Genomic DNA, 17,703 nt, shown 5'->3' on the forward strand with positions numbered 1-17,703 from the left:
GGGGCCCGAGCATGACGATTCTGGAGAGCATCCGGGGACCACGTGACCTGAAGGCGCTGTCCGAGGCGGAACTCGGTGAACTGTCCGACGAGATCCGGGAGTTCCTGGTGCACGCGGTCGCCAGGACCGGCGGTCACCTCGGGCCCAACCTGGGGGTGGTGGAACTGTCCATCGCGCTCCATCGGGTCTTCGAGTCGCCGGTCGACCGCATCGTCTGGGACACCGGCCACCAGAGCTATGTGCACAAGCTGCTGACGGGACGCCAGGACTTCTCGAAGCTGCGGGGCAAGGGCGGCCTGTCCGGCTACCCCTCCCGCGAGGAGTCCGAGCACGACATCGTGGAGAACAGCCACGCCTCCACCGCCCTCGGCTGGGCCGACGGGCTCGCCAAGGCCCGCCAGGTGCAGGGGGAGAAGGGGCACGTCGTCGCGGTCATCGGCGACGGGGCGCTGACCGGCGGCATGGCCTGGGAGGCGCTGAACAACATCGCGGCCGCCAAGGACCGCCCGCTGATCATCGTCGTCAACGACAACGAGCGCTCGTACGCCCCGACCATCGGCGGCCTCGCCAACCATCTGGCGACCCTGCGGACCACCGACGGCTACGAGAAGGTCCTGGCCTGGGGCAAGGACGTCCTGCTGCGCACCCCGCTCGTCGGCCACACCCTCTACGAGTCCCTGCACGGCGCGAAGAAGGGCTTCAAGGACGCCTTCGCACCCCAGGGCATGTTCGAGGACCTGGGCCTGAAGTACGTCGGCCCCATCGACGGGCACGACGTCGGCGCCGTCGAGTCCGCGCTGCGCCGCGCCAAGCGCTTCCACGGCCCGGTGCTGATCCACTGCCTCACGGAGAAGGGCCGCGGCTACGAACCCGCCCTCGCCCACGAGGAGGACCACTTCCACACCGTCGGCGTGATGGACCCGCTGACCTGCGAGCCGCTCGCGCCGTCCAACGGACCGTCCTGGACGTCGGTGTTCGGCGACGAGATCGTCCGGATCGGCGAGGAGCGCGAGGACGTCGTCGCGATCACGGCGGCCATGCTGCACCCCGTCGGCCTCGGCAAGTTCGCCGAGCGGTTCCCGGACCGGGTCTGGGACGTCGGGATCGCCGAGCAGCACGCTGCCGTCTCCGCGGCGGGCCTCGCGACGGGCGGACTGCACCCGGTCGTCGCCGTCTACGCCACCTTCCTCAACCGCGCCTTCGACCAGCTGCTGATGGACGTCGCCCTGCACGGCTGCGGCGTGACGTTCGTCCTGGACCGGGCCGGGGTCACCGGCGTCGACGGCGCCTCCCACAACGGCATGTGGGACATGTCCGTCCTCCAGGTCGTCCCCGGGCTCAGGATCGCCGCGCCCCGGGACGCCGACCAGCTGCGGGCGCAGCTGCGGGAGGCTGTCGCCGTGGACGACGCCCCGACGCTGGTGCGGTTCCCGAAGGAGTCGGTCGGACCCACGATCCCGGCCGTCGACCGGGTGGGCGGGCTCGACGTCCTGCACCGCGGCGGACCGGAGCCGGACGTCCTCCTCGTCGCCGTCGGCGTGATGGCCCCCGTGTGCCTCCAGGCGGCCGACCTGCTCGCCTCGCGCGGTATCGGCTGCACCGTCGTCGACCCCCGCTGGGTCAAGCCCGTCGACCCGGCGCTCGCCCCGCTGGCCGCGCAGCACCGGCTGGTGGCCGTCGTCGAGGACAACAGCCGCTCGGCCGGGGTCGGAAGCGCCGTGGCGCTCGCGCTCGGCGACGCCGATGTCGACGTGCCCGTACGGCGGTTCGGCATCCCGGAGCAGTTCCTCGCGCACGCCAAGCGGGGCGAGGTGCTGGCCGACATCGGGCTCACACCCGTCGAGGTCGCCGGCCGGATCAGCGCCAGCCTGGCGCTGAAGGAAGCCGCGGCCGGCTCGTCCGACCCGTCCGACGGCGACGGGGCGTCCGGCGGCCCGGCGAACACCGGCCGCCCCACGGGCCGTTCCGTCGCGTCAGTCAAGGAGAAGGCTGAATGACCACCGAGTTCGACCTCGGGCGGCTGCTCGCCGAGCGCGGAGCCGAGCGCTACGAGCTGCACACGCGGTACCTCAACCACCAGCTCCCGCGCATGCTGCACACCATCGGCTTCGACAAGGTGTACGAGCGGGCCGAGGGCGCCTACTTCTGGGACACCGACGGCGAGGACTACCTCGACATGCTCGCCGGGTTCGGGGTGATGGGCCTGGGCCGCCATCACCCCGTCGTCCGCAAGGCGCTGCACGACGTCCTGGACGCCCAGCTCGCCGACCTCACCCGCTTCGACTGCCAGCCGCTGCCCGGGCTGCTGGCGGAGAAGCTGCTCGCCCACAGCCCTCATCTGGACCGGGTGTTCTTCGGAAACAGCGGCACGGAGGCCGTGGAGACCGCGCTGAAGTTCGCGCGGTTCGTCACCGGCCGGCCCAGGGTGCTGTACTGCGACCACGCCTTCCACGGGCTGACCACCGGCTCCCTGTCCGTCAACGGCGAGTCCGGCTTCCGGGACGGCTTCGCGCCGCTGCTGCCCGACACGGCCGTCCCGCTCGGCGACCTCGACGCCCTGGCACGCGAGCTGAGGAAGGGCGACGTCGCCGCGCTGATCGTCGAACCGATCCAGGGCAAGGGCGTGCACGAGGCCCCGCCCGGCTATCTGCGGGCCGCCCAGGAGCTGCTGCACCGGCACAAGGCGCTGCTCATCGCCGACGAGGTGCAGACCGGCCTCGGCCGGACCGGCGACTTCTACGCCTACCAGCACGAGGAGGGCGTAGAGCCGGACCTGGTCTGTGTGGCGAAGGCCCTGTCCGGCGGTTATGTGCCGGTCGGCGCCACCCTCGGCAAGGACTGGATCTTCAAGAAGGTCTACTCGTCCATGGACCGGGTGCTCGTCCATTCGGCGAGCTTCGGCTCCAACGCGCAGGCCATGGCGGCCGGGCTCGCCGTGCTGTCCGTCATGGAGGACGAGCAGATCGTCGCGGGCGTACGGGCCACCGGCGAGCTGCTGAAGTCACGGCTGGCCGCCCTCACCGACAAGTACGAGCTGCTCGCCGACGTACGCGGGCGCGGCCTGATGATCGGCATCGAGTTCGGCCGCCCCGACTCGCTGAAGCTGCGCAGCCGCTGGACGATGCTCCAGGCCGCCCGCAAGGGTCTGTTCGCCCAGATGGTCGTGGTGCCGCTGCTGCGGCGGCACAGGATCCTCACCCAGGTCTCCGGGGACCATCTGGAGGTCATCAAGCTGATCCCGCCGCTGATCATCGGGGAACGGGAGGTGGACCGGTTCGTCGACGCCTTCACGGACGTCATGGACGACGCGCACAGCGGCGGAGGCCTGATGTGGGACTTCGGCAAGACACTGATCAAGCAGGCGGTCGCCAACCGGTGAGGGGCCTCGCCGCGCTTTGCCTCTGAGGCAACAAATTTGCCCCTGAGGTAAGGCTGCGGCTGAATGGGAGCATGAGCTCCTCCGAGAACCCGCCCGGTCACGGGGCGGCCGGACCGGCCGAGGCCGCCCTGCCGGCCGTCGCGCCGCAGCTGCGGGCGCTGCGCCGCCAGGCGGCCCTCACCCTGGAGAGCGCGGCCCGTGCCGCCGGGCTGTCGCCCGCGCATCTCTCCCGGCTGGAGACCGGTCAGCGGCAGCCGTCGCTGCCGATGCTGCTCGCGCTTGCCCGTGTCTACGGTACGACGGTCGGCGAGCTGCTGGGCGAGAGGGTCCCCGACCGGGACGCCGTCGTGCGCGCCGCCGACATGGAACCCACCGCCGCCGGCGGCTGGACCTACTGGCAGGCCGGGGTCTCCGGCCGCGCCATGCAGGCCCTGCGGGTCCATGTGCCGTACGGGTCGCAGGGCGACATCGTGCGGGTGCATCCCGGCGAGGAGTGGCTCCACGTCCTCAAGGGGCGGCTGCGGCTGCGCCTCGGCGACACCATCCACCGGCTCGCCCCCGGGGACAGCGCGCACTTCGACTCGCTCACCCCGCACCGCATCGCCGCCGAGGACGACGGCGGGGTCGAGCTGCTGTTCGTCCACACCCTGTTGCAGAGCCCCACGGCCACCCTGTGCCTGGGCCCGACCCCTGGAGTGACGCCATGAGAGACATGGAGGAGAAGTTCCCGCGCGCCCTGTGGGTGCGGCTCATCATCTACATCGCGGTGGGGCACGTCTTCGCCGCCTTCATCTACTTCCTCTTCGAGGCGGGCGGCGGGCAGTAGACGTACCCCGTGTCCCTAGGGTCGTATCCCGCGTCCCTCAGTCGAGCAGGCGCTCCCGCAGGCGCTCCCGGGCCTCCGGCGTGAGCCGCAGGCCCTGCTCCAGGTAGGTGTCGACGTCGCCCCAGGTCGCGTCGATCGTGTCGAAGGCCGCCGTCAGGTACTCCGCCCGCGCGTCGAACAGCGGGCTCAGCAGCTCCATGACCTCGGGCGAGTAGGCCGAGGGGTTGCTGCCGCTGCGCCGCACCTTGTAGCGGCGGTGCTTCTCGTTGGACTTCAGGTAGTCGGTGACGATCGCCTCGCGCTCGACGCCGACGGCGAGCAGCGTCACCGCGACCGACAGGCCAGCCCGGTCCTTGCCGGCCGCGCAGTGCATCAGGGCCGGGACGCTGTCCTCCACCAGGGAGTGCAGGATCCGGGAGTGCTCGGCGGTCCGGTCCGTGACCATCGAGCGGTAGGAGGCGATCATCCGGTCGGCGCCCTTGCCGTCGGCCAGGATCCCCCGCAGCTGGTCGAGGTCGCCGTCCCGGACCATCTTCCAGAACTCCGCGCCGTCCGCCGGGTCCGACAGCGGCAGATTCACATTGCGGACGCCCGGCAGCTCGACGTCGGGACCCTCCAGCTTCTGGTCCGCCGCATTGCGGAAGTCGAAGATCGTGTGCAGGCCCAGCGAGTCGAGGAAGGCGGCGTCCTCGGGGGTGGCGTGGGCGAGGTGGCCGCTGCGGAACAGCACGCCGTGCCGCACCCGTCGTCCGTCCACGGTGGGCAGGCCGCCCACGTCGCGGAAGTTGCGCACACCGGCCAGTTCGGGCTCGGTCGACGGGATCTGCTGCGTCACGGGGGCTCCTCCCGGTCGGCCCCGCCGGCGCGGCTCGGCGATGAGGCCGGCGAGGTGCGACTCCGACGATACGACATGGCTGCGTGCGCCATTCAGTTGTCCACAGGGGATGACTCGGTGGCAATGGGTCGAAACGGGCGAAAGTCGTCTGATGTCATCTTTGCGAGCGGGTGCTTCGTCCGGTTTTGCGCGCACCTCATGTCGTATTCGGATCGGAATCGACGGGAAGGTTCAATGGGTCGGATATCCACCGGCGTCGCATCTAGGGTTTCTGTCCGAATTGATGCCTTCATTCCAACTCGCTCCGTAATAAGGAAAGCTGGAGCAGCGTCACGTGAGGAGCGTCATATCCGTGACGGTGTGTCGCCCGTCATGTCCACGTAATCATCATGCTTTTCCCGGGACTTCGAGCAATCAGGCCCCTTCGAAATGCACGCAGGGTGACCGTTGAATGCCGTAAGGGATCAAGGTGAGCGCATTCGGGCGGAACCCCTCACTTGTTCCCTTGCGTCTCTCTCGCTTACGTTCGCCACCAATCCGGACGGACGCCTAATCCTGCCGCCGACCGGAATCCGCGCACACCCACCCGTACACGGCAGGAGCGGGGGACCCACAGGTACTTCGCCTGTTCCGGTCTCCGGAACAGGCTTGGGGTCAAGTCGCGTCCCGACGCGACCGGGCATCTCCAGCCCGCACCCGACAGCTCACCTCGTAGGCGCCGGAGAGGAATTCGTCATGCCCGCGAAGGGTAAGCACCGCCGTCCCAAGTCCCTGCGCTTCACCCGGACGATCGCCGTCGCCGGAACCGGTGGCGCCGCTCTCGCGCTGCCGCTGATCGGGGCCACCGGCGCAAACGCCGCGACCGGCCAGTCCGTCCCGGAGAAGGCGGTCCAGTCCGTCCAGGTCGCGGCCAAGAAGGCGCCGGCGCAGAAGACCTCCGCCCAGAAGACGCGCACCTACGAGGTGAAGCGCGGCGACTACCTCGCGAAGATCGCCGACCAGCAGGACGTCCGCGGCGGCTGGAAGAAGCTCTACGCCGACAACCGCGAGGCCGTCGGCGCCGACCCGTCGCTCATCCACCCGGGTCTGAAGCTGTCGATCGGCACCAAGGCCGAGAGCGCCGCCCCGAAGGCGTCCGCCCCGGCCCCGTCCGCGTCGAAGTCCTCGGCGAAGCCCGCCGCCAAGCCCGCCGCGCCGCAGAAGGCCGCCCCGGCCGCCCAGAGCGCCGACGAGGCGAGCACCGTCAACGGCTTCAGCGCCCCGGTCTCCGCCGCCGCCGTCGGCACCTCGTACAAGGTCGCGGGCAGCATGTGGTCCAGCGGCTACCACACCGGTGTGGACTTCTCCGCCCCCACCGGCACCCCCCTGAAGGCGGTCGGCGCCGGCACCGTCGTCTCCGCCGGCTGGGGCGGCGCCTACGGCAACCAGGTCGTCATCCGGCTCGCCGACGGCTACTACGCCCAGTACGCCCACCTGTCCTCGCTGTCCGTCTCCAGCGGCCAGACGGTGACCGCGGGCCAGCAGATCGGCCTCTCCGGCGCGACCGGCAACGTGACCGGCCCGCACCTGCACTTCGAGATCCGCACCGCGCCGGGCTACGGCTCCGACGTGGACCCGGTGGCCTACCTCCGCTCCAAGGGCGTCGCCATCGGCTGACCCCCGCACACGGCGCGCACCACCTCCCTGACACGCATGCGCACCACCTGCCTGACACGCACGCCGAAGGCCGGACCCCACCCCCGGGTCCGGCCTTCGGCCTGTCGTCGTCGTGCGCCCGCGGGCGCACGCGCGAGCGTTTCGGCGGTCAACGCCCCTGTCCGGAGCCGTATTCCGGACTTGGCGAAGGCTTTGGCAGTGGCTTATCTCACCGCTCGTCAACCCCTTCCTACGGTCGCGTAGGTCACATCGGAAGGTGAATCATGTCCCGACGTGACAGACGATTCGAAGAGTGACAGCAGAGCAGTGATCGGGTCGTACGTCGCGGTGGGGGACAGCTTCACCGAGGGCGTCGGCGACCCCGGCCCCGACGGGTCGTTCGTCGGCTGGGCCGACCGGTTCGCGGTCCTTCTGGCCGACCGGCGCCCCGAGGGCGACTTCCGGTACGCCAACCTCGCCGTGCGCGGGCGACTGCTGGACCAGATCGTGGCGGAACAGGTCCCCAAGGCCGTCGAACTCGCCCCGGACCTGGTGTCGTTCTGCGCGGGCGGCAACGACATCCTGCGGCCCGGCACCGACCCCGACGAGGTCGCCGAACGGTTCGAGCGGGCCGTCGTCCGGCTCACCTCGGCCGCCGGCACCGTGATGGTGACGACCGGCTTCGACACCCGTGGCGTCCCCGTGCTGAAGCACCTGCGCGGCAAGATCGCCACCTACAACGGGCACGTCCGCGCCATCGCCGACCGCTACGGCTGCCCGGTGCTCGACCTGTGGTCCCTGAGGACCGTCCAGGACCGCCGGGCCTGGGACAGCGACCGGCTCCACCTCTCTCCCGAGGGGCACACGCGCGTGGCGCTGCGCGCGGGCCAGGTCCTGGGCCTGGAGATCCCGGCCGACCCGGACCAGCCCTGGCCGCCGCTGCCGCCCCGGGGGACGCTGGAGATCCGCCGCGACGACGTCCAGTGGGCGCGCGAGTACCTGGTGCCGTGGATCGGACGGCGGCTGCGCGGCCAGTCGTCCGGCGACCATGTGACGGCCAAGGGCGCGCTCTCGGCGTACGACATCAAGATGCGGATCGAATCGGTGGCCTGACCCGGGGGGACGGACGGGGGAGCGCGGTGCCGCCCGGGGACCCTGCCGGTCGCGGGCGGCGGCCGCTCAGCGCGGCGAGGCCGTCAACGCCGTCCGGTCCAGGCCCAGTTCCCGGGCCAGCGCCTCGTCCACCCACTCCTGCGCCCGCGCGCGGGACAGCGACCCGGGGTACGACGTCAGCTGGACGGCGAGCCCGTCCAGGAGGGCGCTCAGGCGCAGCGCGGCGGCCGCCGGGTCCGGGCACGCGAACTCGCCCGCCTCCGCACCCTCGGCGAGGACCCCGGCGAGGGCGCTCTTCCACTGCCGGTCCAGCTCACGGGTGACCTCCCGCAGGGCGGGCTCGCGCAACGCGGCCGCCCAGCCCTCGATCCACAGCCGCCAGCCCTTGGCCTGGCCGGTCGGCGCGTACCAGCGCACGGCCGCCCGCAGCCGCCGTACCGCCGTCGTACGGCGGCCCAGGATGCCGCGCAGCCGCGCCAGGTCGCCCTCGGCCGCGTGGGCGAACGCGGCGGCGACCAGCTTCTCCTTGGTGTCGAAGTGATAGAGCACCAGGGCGTTGCTCACCCCGAGCGCCGAGGCCACGTCGGCGATCCTGACCGCCGCCACGCCCCGCGCCTCTATCTGCTCCACGGCGGCCCGCAGCAGGTCCGTCCGCCGCTCCGCCACGCTCAACCGCACTCTCGCCCTCGCCACGCCGTCACCCTAACGGCCCGCGCCGACCCGGCCCGTGGCCTCCGGTCGCCCGGAGGTCAGTGGTGCCGGCCGAACCGTTCGGCGATCACCGGGAGCCGGTCGGCGGCCAGCGCGTGGGCGGCGGCCCTCGGTGTCGTCCCGTCGGCCTCCGCGCGGGCCAGCGTCAGGTCGGTCAGCGCCCGCATGGCGCGCCGCGTGTACGCGAAAGCCTCCTCCGCGTCCGGGCCGATGTCCCCGAACAGCGTCCACCACCACCAGGCGTTCGTGGCGGAGTTGACGACGACGTCCGGCAGCACGGTGACGCCGCGCGCGGCCAGGAGCGCCTCCGCCTCCGGACGGACGGGCATGTTCGCGGCCTCCGCGATCCAGCGGGCGGTGATCCGCCCCTGGTTGGCGGTGTCCACCGCGTACGACACGGCCGCCGGCACCAGCACCTCCGCCTCCGTCGCCAGCCAGGCGTCCCCCGGCAGCTCACGGTCCCCGGGGCGCAGCGCCGCGCGGTCCACCGTCCCGTAGGCGTCCCGCGCCGCCAGCAGCGCCTCGACGTCGAGACCCGCGGGGTTGGCGACGGTCCCCTTGATGTCGGCGACGGCCACCACGGTGAGCCCCGCGCGCGCGAGGAACCGCGCCGTCGCCCCGCCCATCGTGCCCAGGCCCTGCAGTGCGACACGGGTCCGCCAGCGCGGCGCCCCGGCCCGGTCCAGTGCGGTGAGCACCGACTCGGCCACGCCGCAGCCGCCCACCAGCTCGTCGAGCCCGATGCCGTCGACGCCCACCTCGAAGGCCTCCGCAAGCCGACGGCGGGCCGCCGCCTCGTCGTCCAGCAGCGGATAGACCGCCTGCACGGACGAGACGAGCCCGACCTCGCGGGCGGCCCGGTCCACCACGTCCTGGCTGAGCCCCAGGTCCTCGCCCGTGGTCCACATGGTCTCGATGTACGGCCGCATCGCCCGCAGGTAGCGCACCAGGACCCCGTACGCCTCCGGGTCCCGCGGATCGCAGTCGATACCGCCCTTGGCGCCGCCCAGCGGGACGTAACGGGCGTCCGGGTCGTAGTGCAGCGCCTCCTTGAGCGTCATGCCCGCGGCCAGCCCCGCGATCTCCTCCAGCGTGCAGCCCGGCCGCATGCGCAGCCCGCCGCTGGAGACGCCGCGCACCAGCCGGTCCACGACCAGGAAGCCCTGGCGGCCCGTGACGTCGTCGGTCCAGGTGAGCGACAGGAAGGGCGAGGGCATGCGGAACTCCGGGGTCGGCGAGGGCTGGGGCGGTCGTCCGCGAGGTGGCGGAGGCGCCCGGGCCGGGAGAGCCGCATCGCTCCTGAACGACGGGTCAGTATCACGAGGAAGGCACGGACATGTCAACGGGAACGGCACGCGCACTCACCGGGACACGGGAACGAACATCGCGGACCCGGCGTTCGCAAGGACAGGGGCTGTCGGCCCGCACCGCCGGGGACTGTCGGTGGGGCCGCCCATAATGGAAGCCTCACCGACTCCATCTGGAGGTACCGTGGCCGGTTCCCGCTTCCCGAGCGCCGGGCTGAACGTCCTGCGGCCCACGGCGTTCGGCGTGGACCCCAGCGGTGAGCGCATGGAGCGCATCCGCAGATCGCCGCACTTCGGCGACGGATTGTTCCAGAACCCAGGAGGAGCCGCGCGGACCAGACCGTCCGGCTCGATGCTGGAGTTCGCCAAGGTCTTCTTCGACAAGGACACCCGGCCCCTCCGGGTGCCGAGGGGCACTGTTCCGGTCCACCCCACCACCTACGCCGACCTGGCGAAACCGCCGGCCACCGGACTGCGCCTGACCTGGATGGGGCACTCCAGCGTCCTCGCCGAGATCGACGGCCACCGGGTGCTCTTCGACCCCGTCTGGGGCGAGCGCTGCTCACCGTTCCCGTTCGCCGGGCCCAAGCGGCTGCACCCCGCGCCGCTGCCGCTCGCCGCGCTCGGCCCGGTCGACGTCGTCGTCATCTCGCACGACCACTACGACCACCTCGACCTCCCCACGATCAAGGCGCTGGCCGGCACCGACACGCTGTTCGCCGTCCCGCTCGGCGTCGGCGCCCACCTCGAACACTGGGGCGTCCCCGCCGACCGGCTGCGCGAACTTGACTGGCACGAGACGACGAAGATCGGCGGCCTCACCCTCACCGCCACCCCGGCCCGCCACTTCTGCGGCCGTGGTCTGCGCAACACCCAGCACACGCTCTGGGCCTCCTGGGTGGTCGCCTCGCAGGAGCACCGGATCTACCACAGCGGCGACACCGGCTACTTCGACGGCTTCAAGGACATCGGCGCCGCGCACGGGCCGTTCGACGCCACGATGATCCAGGTCGGGGCCTATTCCGACTTCTGGCCGGACATCCATATGACGCCCGCACAGGGCGTGCGGACCCATCTGGATCTGCAGAAGGGCGTCCCGGGCGGGGTGCTGCTGCCCATCCACTGGGGGACGTTCAACCTCGCGCCGCACCCGTGGGCGGAGCCGGGGGAGTGGATGAAGGACGCCGGTGACGACGTCGGCCAGACGGTGGCGTTCCCACGGCCCGGTCAGCCGTTCGAGCCGGCGGGGGATGTGCCGGTCGAGGCGTGGTGGCGGACGGTGTCGGGCCGGGTCCCGCGCACCTGGGAGACTCCGCGGAGCACCGAGGGCGGGTCCACGACGGCGAAGGGCGATCTCGACCTGGCCGGCGAGCGCTGACGGTGGCCTGACCCGACACGACCCGGGTGGGGGTGGGCGGACGGTCGTCAGGGCATGGGGCTCCCTGCCCTGGGCAGCGCCAGGATCGCGACGGCGGTGCTGACCGCCGCCACGACCGGGCCCAGGCGGGCGTCGATCGCCATGGCACCGGACGCCGTCATGGCGCCCAGGACCAGCGTCACCACCACGGCCACGCGAACGCCCGCATACCGACGGCTGCCGTCCGCCGCGTCCTGGGCCAGGCTGGTCAGGGTGCCGGTGACATAGGTCGTGGTCACTCCGGCGCCGTGCACCGACCGTTTGGCTGCGGCGGTCTGAGCACCCATCGCCCCCGCGGCCGTCGCGAGCATCAGCAGCCGGAGCGTGGTGCCCGGTGTCGAGTGCACCGATCTGAGAACCACCACCACGAGGTCGAGCGCCACCACGGCCAGCAGCACGGACCTGATCCGGCGCCAGCTTGTGCCGGGGCGCTTCGGCGTCGCGCTGGAGGCCAGGTACACGCCGATCAGGAAGGCGCCCAGTGCGGTGCCCGCCCCCGCGATCAGGGCGCCGTATCCCGGCCGGCCCGTCAGGCCCGACAGGATGACGCTGCCGGTCATGTTGGCGGTGAACACGCCCCCGAGCTCGCTGAACGCGAACGCGTCGGCGGCTCCCGTGGCGAAGGACAGCAGCACGACCATGACGGACAGACGGGTGGTCGGAGCTGCGGTCGGCGTCGGGGGCGGGGTCGACCGCACGAGTCAGGCTGCTCTCGTCGGAGAAGCCGTCGGTCGGTCGGAGAAGCTCATCGATCACCCTTCCGAGACGCTTTTCTCCACGTTGGCATGAGGCGGCGAGAGGCGCACCGCTGAGGATTGCGCCGGGCGCGTGAACGTGTTCGGGGGCGCTCGGATCACGGTGTGCGCCGCTACGGTCGGTAACGCTCTGGGGGGCGCGCGGTCGGTGTGCCGGGTGCCTCGACGCTTCCGGGGAGGTCGTCGTGGGTGCGGAGGTGCTGACTTTGGCCGGGACGTCGTGGACGCGGGCTGTCGTGCGCCTTCGCTGGTGACGACCGCTTCTGACCAGGTCTGATCGATCGGGGGCGCAACCAGGGCGAGTTCGGTGACCGGTTATCGGTCTGTCGTACGAGCCCTCATACCAGAGCGGGACGCCGTCTGCGGGAGTTTGTCAACTGCCCACCGCACATGATGCGGAGGCGACTACTGTGAGTGTCCGTCGGGCGACACGCAGCCGAGTTCCCTCGGTTCCGTCGACCGGCACCGAGAAGGCGCATGCCCCGGGCCGCGCAGACCGCGTGCACCCCCAGGCCCCCGACCGACGGACCTATACGAGGACCCCGATGTCTCAACTCCGCGCCCCGGCCACACGCGCTGACCGCCGTGAGGGCGGGAGGCACGGGCGCCCCGCCGCCCGTCCCGCACCCGCGCTGCCCGAGACCCAGATACGGCCCCAACTCCTGCGCCTGGCCGTCCTGCCACCCGTGGCGGTGTCGCTGAGCGCCAGTGCCGCCGTGCTGTTCGTCGTGCGCTCTACCGGAGCCCAGCCGACCCCCGTCCTGTGGACCGTCCTGGCGGGCGCGCTGTCGGTGACCCTGGCGGGCATCGTCATCGCGGCCGTCGCCGCCGACCGCGCCGCCCGGACCGTGAGCCGGCGCATCGGCGCCCTGCGCCGCGCCAGCGCCCGGGGCGAGGCCGAACTGCGCGCCCTCGTCGAGGCGTTGCGGCGCGGCGACGGGCCCCCGCAGCGCAAGCCGCGCGGCGGACCGCCCGACGACGCCGACGACTTCGACCTCCTCGCCGCCGATCTCGCCCGCGCCCACGACGGGGCGATCCAGGCCGTCGTCCAGGCCTCCCAGCTGTCGAGCCAGGCGGGCAGCGAACAGAAGCTCGAGGTCTTCGTCAATCTCGCCCGGCGCCTGCAGTCCCTCGTGCACCGGGAGATCTCCATCCTCGACGAGCTGGAGAACGAGATGGAGGACCCCGACCTGCTCAAGGGGCTCTTCCACGTCGACCACCTCGCCACCCGCATCCGGCGGCACGCCGAGAACCTCGCCGTGCTCGGCGGCGCCGTCTCCCGGCGCCAGTGGAGCAACCCCGTTCCGATGACCGAGGTGCTGCGCTCGGCCATCGCCGAGGTCGAGCAGTACTCCCGGGTCAAACTCGTGCCGCCCATCGACGGCACACTGCGCGGGCACGCCGTCGCCGACGTCATCCACCTGCTGGCCGAACTGGTCGAGAACGCCACGGTGTTCTCGGCCCCGCACACCCAAGTGCTGCTGCGCGCCAACCTGGTGACGTCCGGACTGGCCGTCGAGGTCGAGGACCGCGGGCTCGGCATGCCCGTCGGCGAACAGGCCCGGATGAACGCCCTGCTCGCCGACCCCGACCAGGTCAACGTCGCCAGCCTGCTGTCGGACGGGCGCATCGGCCTGTTCGTCGTGTCGCAGCTCGCCAAGCGGCACGGCATCCATGTGCGGCTGCAGACCAACATCTACGGCGGGGTGCAAGCCGTCCTCGTGGTGCCGCAGGGACTACTGGGCACGGAACCCGGCGGCCCCGTGGGCGCGCCCCGGGGCCAGGAACCCCAGCCCCGGACGCGGGAGGTGCAGGGGCCGCCGACCCCGCCCGCGGGGACCGCCACCCCGGCACCCGTACCGGCGCAGCAGGCTGGGCTGCGGGCGGCGCAGCGGTCACCGCAGCACCGGCGGCCCGCTCCGGACACGGCCGCGGGCGGGACACGGACCACGGTCCCCGCGCCGGCCAAGGGCGACGGTCCGCCGCTGCCCGTGCGCGGCACACACCGGGAGCGGGCCAACCCGGCGGAGGCGGTGCCCGGCATCAGCGCCGAGGACCGCAGGCAGCTCGCCGAGAACAGCGTCTCCCCGCTCACCCCGCGCGGCGGTGCCGTGCGCGGCACCATGGGCAAGCCCCAACTGCCCCGGCGCCGCGCCCAGGAGCACATCGCGCCGCAGTTGCGGGACGGTCCGGTGGCACGTCAGGAGTCCGACCAGGTCGCCGGGCATGACCCGGGGCTGATGGCGGCGTTCCAGCGCGGTATCGGACTCGCGGAGACCCAGCAGCACATGGAGTCGACGCACACGTCCGGCAGCCACATGTCGGCGGGTCACATGGATTCCGGCCACCACGTGGTTGCCGACGCCTTGGGCGCCGACCCGGCCCCGGCACCGCTGGATGCGCACCACACAGGTGCAGGCCACACAGGTGCACGCCACACAGAGGTGCGCCACATGACCAGCCTGCCGTCCCTGGACGCGTCCCCCATGGGTGCGTCACCTCTGGGCGCATCACCTATGGGTCCAACGCCTATGGGGTCATCACCCATGGATGCGTCACCCACGGACGCGTCCCCCGCAGAGACGTCCCCCAGGGACGCGTTCGCCATGGGCGGCGCCTCCTCCCTGAACGTCCCGTCCCTGAACGTCCCGTCCCTGGACGTTCCCTCCATGGGCGTCCCACCCATGGGTGCCTCGCCCCTCGGCCCGTCCTCCAGGGACACAGGCACGTCACCCACCGGCCCGGCCCCGACGGCCGAGGCCGGCCCCGGACAGGCGTCCGGAACCGACCAGCCCACTTGGCCCGACGGGAGCGCACCGGCCGGATGACCACGTCCCTGACCCACCCGGCCTCCGCCCGGATCCCCACCCCCGCACCCAGCGCTCCCGCAGACCTTCGTACCTCAAGGAGTCGATCCATCATGGCGAGCGAAGCGCCGACCGCCCATGTCTCCGACCTCGACTGGCTGATGAGCGGCCTCGTGCAGCGCGTGCCGCACACCACCAGCGCGGTGCTGCTGTCCTGCGACGGGCTCGTGAAATCGGTGCACGGGCTCGACCCGGACAGCGCCGACCACATGGCGGCCCTGGCCTCCGGCCTGTACTCCCTCGGCCGCAGCGCCGGCATCCGCTTCGGAGACGGCGGTGACGTGCGTCAGGTCGTCGTCGAGCTCGACTCCGCGCTGCTGTTCGTCACCACGGCCGGCTCCGGCACCTGTCTCGCCGTCCTGGCCGGCCGGGAGGCCGACGCGGCGGTCCTGGGCTACGAGATGGCGATGCTCGTCAAGAGCGTCCGCCCGTACCTGGTCACCGCACCCCGACAGCATGCTGTCGACCCTTCGGCGCTGAGGCCTTGAACGTGACGGCGGCCGGCGACGGGCCCTGGCTCGACGACGCGGCCGGACGGCTGGTGCGCCCGTTCACGGTCAGCAACGGCCGCACCCGGCCCACCGTCGCGCTCGACCTCATGTCACAGGTCATGGCCACCGGGGCGACCCCCCTCGGCTATCTGGGCCCCGAGCACGAACAGGCCCTCGACCTGTGCCGCGCCCCGGTCTCGATCGCCGAGGTCGCCGCCCACCTGAAGCTGCCGGCGGCGGTCACCAAGGTGCTGCTGTCGGACCTCGTCGACTGCGGGGCGCTCACCACCAAGCCCCCCGAGTTCCACCACAACCCGACAGACCGGGCTCTTCTGGAGGCAGTGCTCGATGGACTACGACGACAGCTCTGATCCGTTCCCCACCGCGTTGAAAATCCTGGTGGCGGGAGGGTTCGGGGCAGGCAAGACGACCTTCGTCGGCGCGGTGAGCGAGATCGCGCCGCTCAGCACAGAGGAGCTGCTCACCACCGTCAGTGCCGCGACCGACAACCTGGAGGGCGTGGAGAACAAGGTCGAGACGACGGTCGCGATGGACTTCGGCCGCATCACCCTCGACCCCGAACACGTCCTGTACCTCTTCGGCACACCCGGACAGGAGCGCTTCTGGTTCATGTGGGACGAGCTCTCCGAGGGCGCGCTCGGCGCGGTCATCCTCGCCGACACCCGGCGCCTGGAGGACTGCTTCGCCGCCGTGGACTTCTTCGAGCAGCGCGGCCTGGGATTCATCGTCGCCGTCAACGAGTTCGACGGCGGCTACCGCTATGACCCGGAGGAGGTCCGGGCCGCCATCGACCTCGACCCGGAGATCCCGATCGTCCGCTGCGACGCCCGGATCTCCAGTTCGGGTGTCCAGACCCTGCTGACCCTGGTCCGGCACCTCCTCGCCCACGCGCCGGCCCACGCACCGAGCCACGGCGCCCACAGGTGACATCCGCACACACCCGCACGGAGCCGCATATGACCCGCGTCCACAGCGACGGAATCCGCCCATGAGCTACGGCCCACCACACCCGGTCGCCCGCCTGCTGCTCACCCCGGAGGACAAGGAGGCCCCCGCCCGCGCACAGCGGCTGCTCCACATGGGCCTCGGGGACCAGCCCGATCCGGCCCTGGACGTGTTCGCGGGCCATCTGGCCGAGCTCACCGGGGCGCCGTACGCCATGGTGAACTTCGTCGGCGAGAGCCAGCAGTTCTTCGCCGGGCTGCATGTGCGGCCCGCCGTGAGTCTCGCGCGGGCCGGTGACAGCAAGCCGCAGCTCGGCCGGAGTATGGGGCGCGACCATGGGTTCTGCCCCCATGTGGTCGTGCGCCGCAAGGCACTGGTGCTGGAGGACGTCCGCGACTACCCCCGGTTCGCCGGGAACCCGATCGTCGACGAGTTCGGAGTCCGCTCCTATCTGGGGGCGCCGCTGATCGACTCCACGGGCATGGTGCTCGGCACCGTGTGTGTCGTCGACATGGATCCGCGGCCCTGGGGGAAGGCCGGGCTGGAGACCATCAAGGCGTCGGCGGTGGACCTGGTGACGCGGCTGGAGCGACGGCAGGCGGACGGACTGCCCCTGCTGTGAGACGGGTCGCCGCACACATTTTAGCCGACCGGTCTAGTATCGCCGTACACTGCCCCTATGGGACGCACCAGTGACGCCAAGCAGAAGATCCTCGCCGCCGCGCGCTCGCTCATCGAGGGGCGCGGTTACTCGGCGCTGGGCGTGGCCGAGATCTGCAAGGCCGCAGGGGTACCCAAGGGCAGCTTCTACTACTTCTTCGAGTCCAAGGAGTCCCTGGCCCTCGCCGTCGTGGACGAACACTGGGCGGCGCAGCGCCGGGCCTGGGCGCGGGTCCTGGAGAGCGACGCCGAGCCGCTGGAGCGGCTGCGGCTGCTCTTCGAGGAGACCGAGGCCGGGCAGCGGGCGGTGCAGGAGGGGTGCGGCACGGTCTCCGGGTGCCTGTTCGGCAACCTCACGCTCGAGCTGAGCAACCAGACCGAGGCGGTACGCGCCCGGCTCCAGGAGATCTTCGACGCCCAGGTGGAGATGGTCGAGACGGTCGTCCGCGAGGCCGGACGGCGCGGCGACATCAGTGTGGCGGACACCCATGTGGCGGCCCGTGGTGTGGTGGCCCAGCTGGAGGGCCAGGTCATGTTCGCGAAGCTCTACAACGACACGGCCCGGCTGAGCCCCCTGTGGGACAACTGCCGGGCCATGTTGGGAGCACGGTCGGTCTAAGGCACTACCCGCCCTAGGGGGTGTCTGACAATTCCCACCTGCCTCGCGGTGTCTGGCACGCACGCTCGCCGCGTTGCCGAAACGCCCACGTGACTCCGCCACGAGGGCGCTCCGGCGCCTTG

At 71.9% G+C, this 17,703-nt stretch carries 17 protein-coding genes and 1 riboswitch; of the genes, 13 read left to right on the top strand and 4 right to left on the bottom strand.

Features of this window, described 5'->3' with window-relative positions; translation table 11 throughout:
• The first annotated feature begins 11 nt into the window (after positions 1–11).
• From dxs to KBY32_RS01120, 4 genes are all read left to right on the top strand, one after another.
• Complete coding sequence (gene dxs, locus KBY32_RS01105) at positions 12–1,997, top strand: 1-deoxy-D-xylulose-5-phosphate synthase (protein WP_210978477.1); 1,986 nt, start codon at positions 12–14, stop codon at positions 1,995–1,997.
• Positions 1,994–3,379: an aspartate aminotransferase family protein gene (locus KBY32_RS01110; RefSeq protein ID WP_115505794.1), complete on the top strand. Its 1,386-nt coding sequence runs from the start codon at positions 1,994–1,996 to the stop codon at positions 3,377–3,379. Before dxs ends, KBY32_RS01110 begins: the two co-directional genes overlap by 4 nt.
• Positions 3,380–3,450: 71 nt before the next feature.
• Positions 3,451–4,086, top strand: a complete 636-nt coding sequence (locus KBY32_RS01115) for a helix-turn-helix domain-containing protein (RefSeq protein WP_115505795.1) — start codon at positions 3,451–3,453, stop codon at positions 4,084–4,086.
• Positions 4,083–4,205 (top strand): DUF6126 family protein, encoded by a 123-nt coding sequence (locus KBY32_RS01120; RefSeq protein ID WP_055619142.1) that lies wholly within the window; start codon positions 4,083–4,085, stop codon positions 4,203–4,205. The genes KBY32_RS01115 and KBY32_RS01120 overlap by 4 nt, the downstream gene beginning before the upstream one ends.
• A gap of 37 nt (positions 4,206–4,242) precedes the next feature.
• Here the strand turns inward: KBY32_RS01120 and KBY32_RS01125 are convergent, their stop codons facing one another.
• Positions 4,243–5,040: a tyrosine-protein phosphatase gene (locus tag KBY32_RS01125; protein ID WP_055619141.1), complete on the bottom strand. Its 798-nt coding sequence runs from the start codon at positions 5,038–5,040 to the stop codon at positions 4,243–4,245.
• A gap of 569 nt (positions 5,041–5,609) precedes the next feature.
• A riboswitch (cyclic di-AMP (ydaO/yuaA leader) is annotated at positions 5,610–5,771 on the top strand.
• A gap of 4 nt (positions 5,772–5,775) precedes the next feature.
• On the opposite strand from KBY32_RS01125, the gene KBY32_RS01130 reads away from it, so the two are divergent.
• Together KBY32_RS01130 and KBY32_RS01135 are read left to right on the top strand one after the other, a co-directional pair.
• Positions 5,776–6,696: a LysM peptidoglycan-binding domain-containing M23 family metallopeptidase gene (locus KBY32_RS01130; protein WP_055619140.1), complete on the top strand. Its 921-nt coding sequence runs from the start codon at positions 5,776–5,778 to the stop codon at positions 6,694–6,696.
• A gap of 306 nt (positions 6,697–7,002) precedes the next feature.
• A complete protein-coding gene (locus KBY32_RS01135) occupies positions 7,003–7,788 on the top strand; it encodes an SGNH/GDSL hydrolase family protein (protein ID WP_210978858.1) in 786 nt (261 codons plus the stop codon).
• A gap of 66 nt (positions 7,789–7,854) precedes the next feature.
• Here KBY32_RS01135 and KBY32_RS01140 read toward each other — a convergent pair whose 3' ends face one another.
• Complete coding sequence (locus tag KBY32_RS01140) at positions 7,855–8,466, bottom strand: TetR/AcrR family transcriptional regulator (RefSeq protein ID WP_210978859.1); 612 nt, start codon at positions 8,464–8,466, stop codon at positions 7,855–7,857.
• A gap of 71 nt (positions 8,467–8,537) precedes the next feature.
• Positions 8,538–9,716, bottom strand: a complete 1,179-nt coding sequence (locus KBY32_RS01145; protein ID WP_210978478.1) for a Glu/Leu/Phe/Val dehydrogenase dimerization domain-containing protein — start codon at positions 9,714–9,716, stop codon at positions 8,538–8,540.
• Between the two features lie 274 nt (positions 9,717–9,990).
• Between KBY32_RS01145 and KBY32_RS01150 the strand changes: the two genes are divergently transcribed.
• Positions 9,991–11,184 carry an MBL fold metallo-hydrolase gene (locus KBY32_RS01150; RefSeq protein WP_210978479.1) on the top strand — a complete coding sequence of 398 codons (1,194 nt, stop codon included), beginning with the start codon at positions 9,991–9,993 and terminating at the stop codon, positions 11,182–11,184.
• Between the two features lie 47 nt (positions 11,185–11,231).
• On the opposite strand, the gene KBY32_RS01155 is transcribed toward KBY32_RS01150, so the two are convergent.
• Positions 11,232–11,921, bottom strand: coding sequence for a DUF1275 family protein (locus KBY32_RS01155; RefSeq protein ID WP_308293638.1), 690 nt, complete (start codon positions 11,919–11,921; stop codon positions 11,232–11,234).
• Positions 11,922–12,523: 602 nt separating this feature from the next.
• Between KBY32_RS01155 and KBY32_RS01160 the strand changes: the two genes are divergently transcribed.
• The 6 genes from KBY32_RS01160 to KBY32_RS01185 all read left to right on the top strand — a co-directional run bounded on the left by KBY32_RS01160 (position 12,524) and on the right by KBY32_RS01185 (position 17,581).
• Positions 12,524–14,806: an ATP-binding protein gene (locus KBY32_RS01160; protein WP_210978480.1), complete on the top strand. Its 2,283-nt coding sequence runs from the start codon at positions 12,524–12,526 to the stop codon at positions 14,804–14,806.
• A 92-nt stretch (positions 14,807–14,898) separates the two neighbouring features.
• Positions 14,899–15,333, top strand: a complete 435-nt coding sequence (locus KBY32_RS01165; protein WP_055619133.1) for a roadblock/LC7 domain-containing protein — start codon at positions 14,899–14,901, stop codon at positions 15,331–15,333.
• A gap of 2 nt (positions 15,334–15,335) precedes the next feature.
• Positions 15,336–15,707, top strand: a complete 372-nt coding sequence (locus KBY32_RS01170) for a DUF742 domain-containing protein (protein WP_055619132.1) — start codon at positions 15,336–15,338, stop codon at positions 15,705–15,707.
• Entirely contained in the window at positions 15,685–16,284 is a 600-nt protein-coding gene (locus KBY32_RS01175) for an ATP/GTP-binding protein (protein ID WP_210978481.1), read from the top strand. The genes KBY32_RS01170 and KBY32_RS01175 overlap by 23 nt, the downstream gene beginning before the upstream one ends.
• A gap of 61 nt (positions 16,285–16,345) precedes the next feature.
• Complete coding sequence (locus KBY32_RS01180) at positions 16,346–16,924, top strand: GAF domain-containing protein (RefSeq protein WP_210978482.1); 579 nt, start codon at positions 16,346–16,348, stop codon at positions 16,922–16,924.
• A 57-nt stretch (positions 16,925–16,981) separates the two neighbouring features.
• Complete coding sequence (locus KBY32_RS01185; protein ID WP_210978483.1) at positions 16,982–17,581, top strand: TetR/AcrR family transcriptional regulator; 600 nt, start codon at positions 16,982–16,984, stop codon at positions 17,579–17,581.
• Positions 17,582–17,703 lie beyond the last annotated feature (122 nt).

The organism is Streptomyces sp. RK62, from assembly GCF_018070255.1.
Taxonomy (GTDB): domain Bacteria; phylum Actinomycetota; class Actinomycetes; order Streptomycetales; family Streptomycetaceae; genus Streptomyces; species Streptomyces nigra.

Coding starts and splice junctions, on each gene's coding strand:
- dxs (WP_210978477.1), top strand. CDS start 12: ATGACGATTCTGGAGAGCATCCGGGGACCACGTGACCTGAAGGCGCTG.
- KBY32_RS01110 (WP_115505794.1), top strand. CDS start 1,994: ATGACCACCGAGTTCGACCTCGGGCGGCTGCTCGCCGAGCGCGGAGCC.
- KBY32_RS01115 (WP_115505795.1), top strand. CDS start 3,451: ATGAGCTCCTCCGAGAACCCGCCCGGTCACGGGGCGGCCGGACCGGCC.
- KBY32_RS01120 (WP_055619142.1), top strand. CDS start 4,083: ATGAGAGACATGGAGGAGAAGTTCCCGCGCGCCCTGTGGGTGCGGCTC.
- KBY32_RS01130 (WP_055619140.1), top strand. CDS start 5,776: ATGCCCGCGAAGGGTAAGCACCGCCGTCCCAAGTCCCTGCGCTTCACC.
- KBY32_RS01145 (WP_210978478.1), bottom strand. CDS start 9,716: ATGCCCTCGCCCTTCCTGTCGCTCACCTGGACCGACGACGTCACGGGC.
- KBY32_RS01160 (WP_210978480.1), top strand. CDS start 12,524: ATGTCTCAACTCCGCGCCCCGGCCACACGCGCTGACCGCCGTGAGGGC.
- KBY32_RS01165 (WP_055619133.1), top strand. CDS start 14,899: ATGGCGAGCGAAGCGCCGACCGCCCATGTCTCCGACCTCGACTGGCTG.
- KBY32_RS01175 (WP_210978481.1), top strand. CDS start 15,685: ATGGACTACGACGACAGCTCTGATCCGTTCCCCACCGCGTTGAAAATC.
- KBY32_RS01180 (WP_210978482.1), top strand. CDS start 16,346: ATGAGCTACGGCCCACCACACCCGGTCGCCCGCCTGCTGCTCACCCCG.
- KBY32_RS01185 (WP_210978483.1), top strand. CDS start 16,982: ATGGGACGCACCAGTGACGCCAAGCAGAAGATCCTCGCCGCCGCGCGC.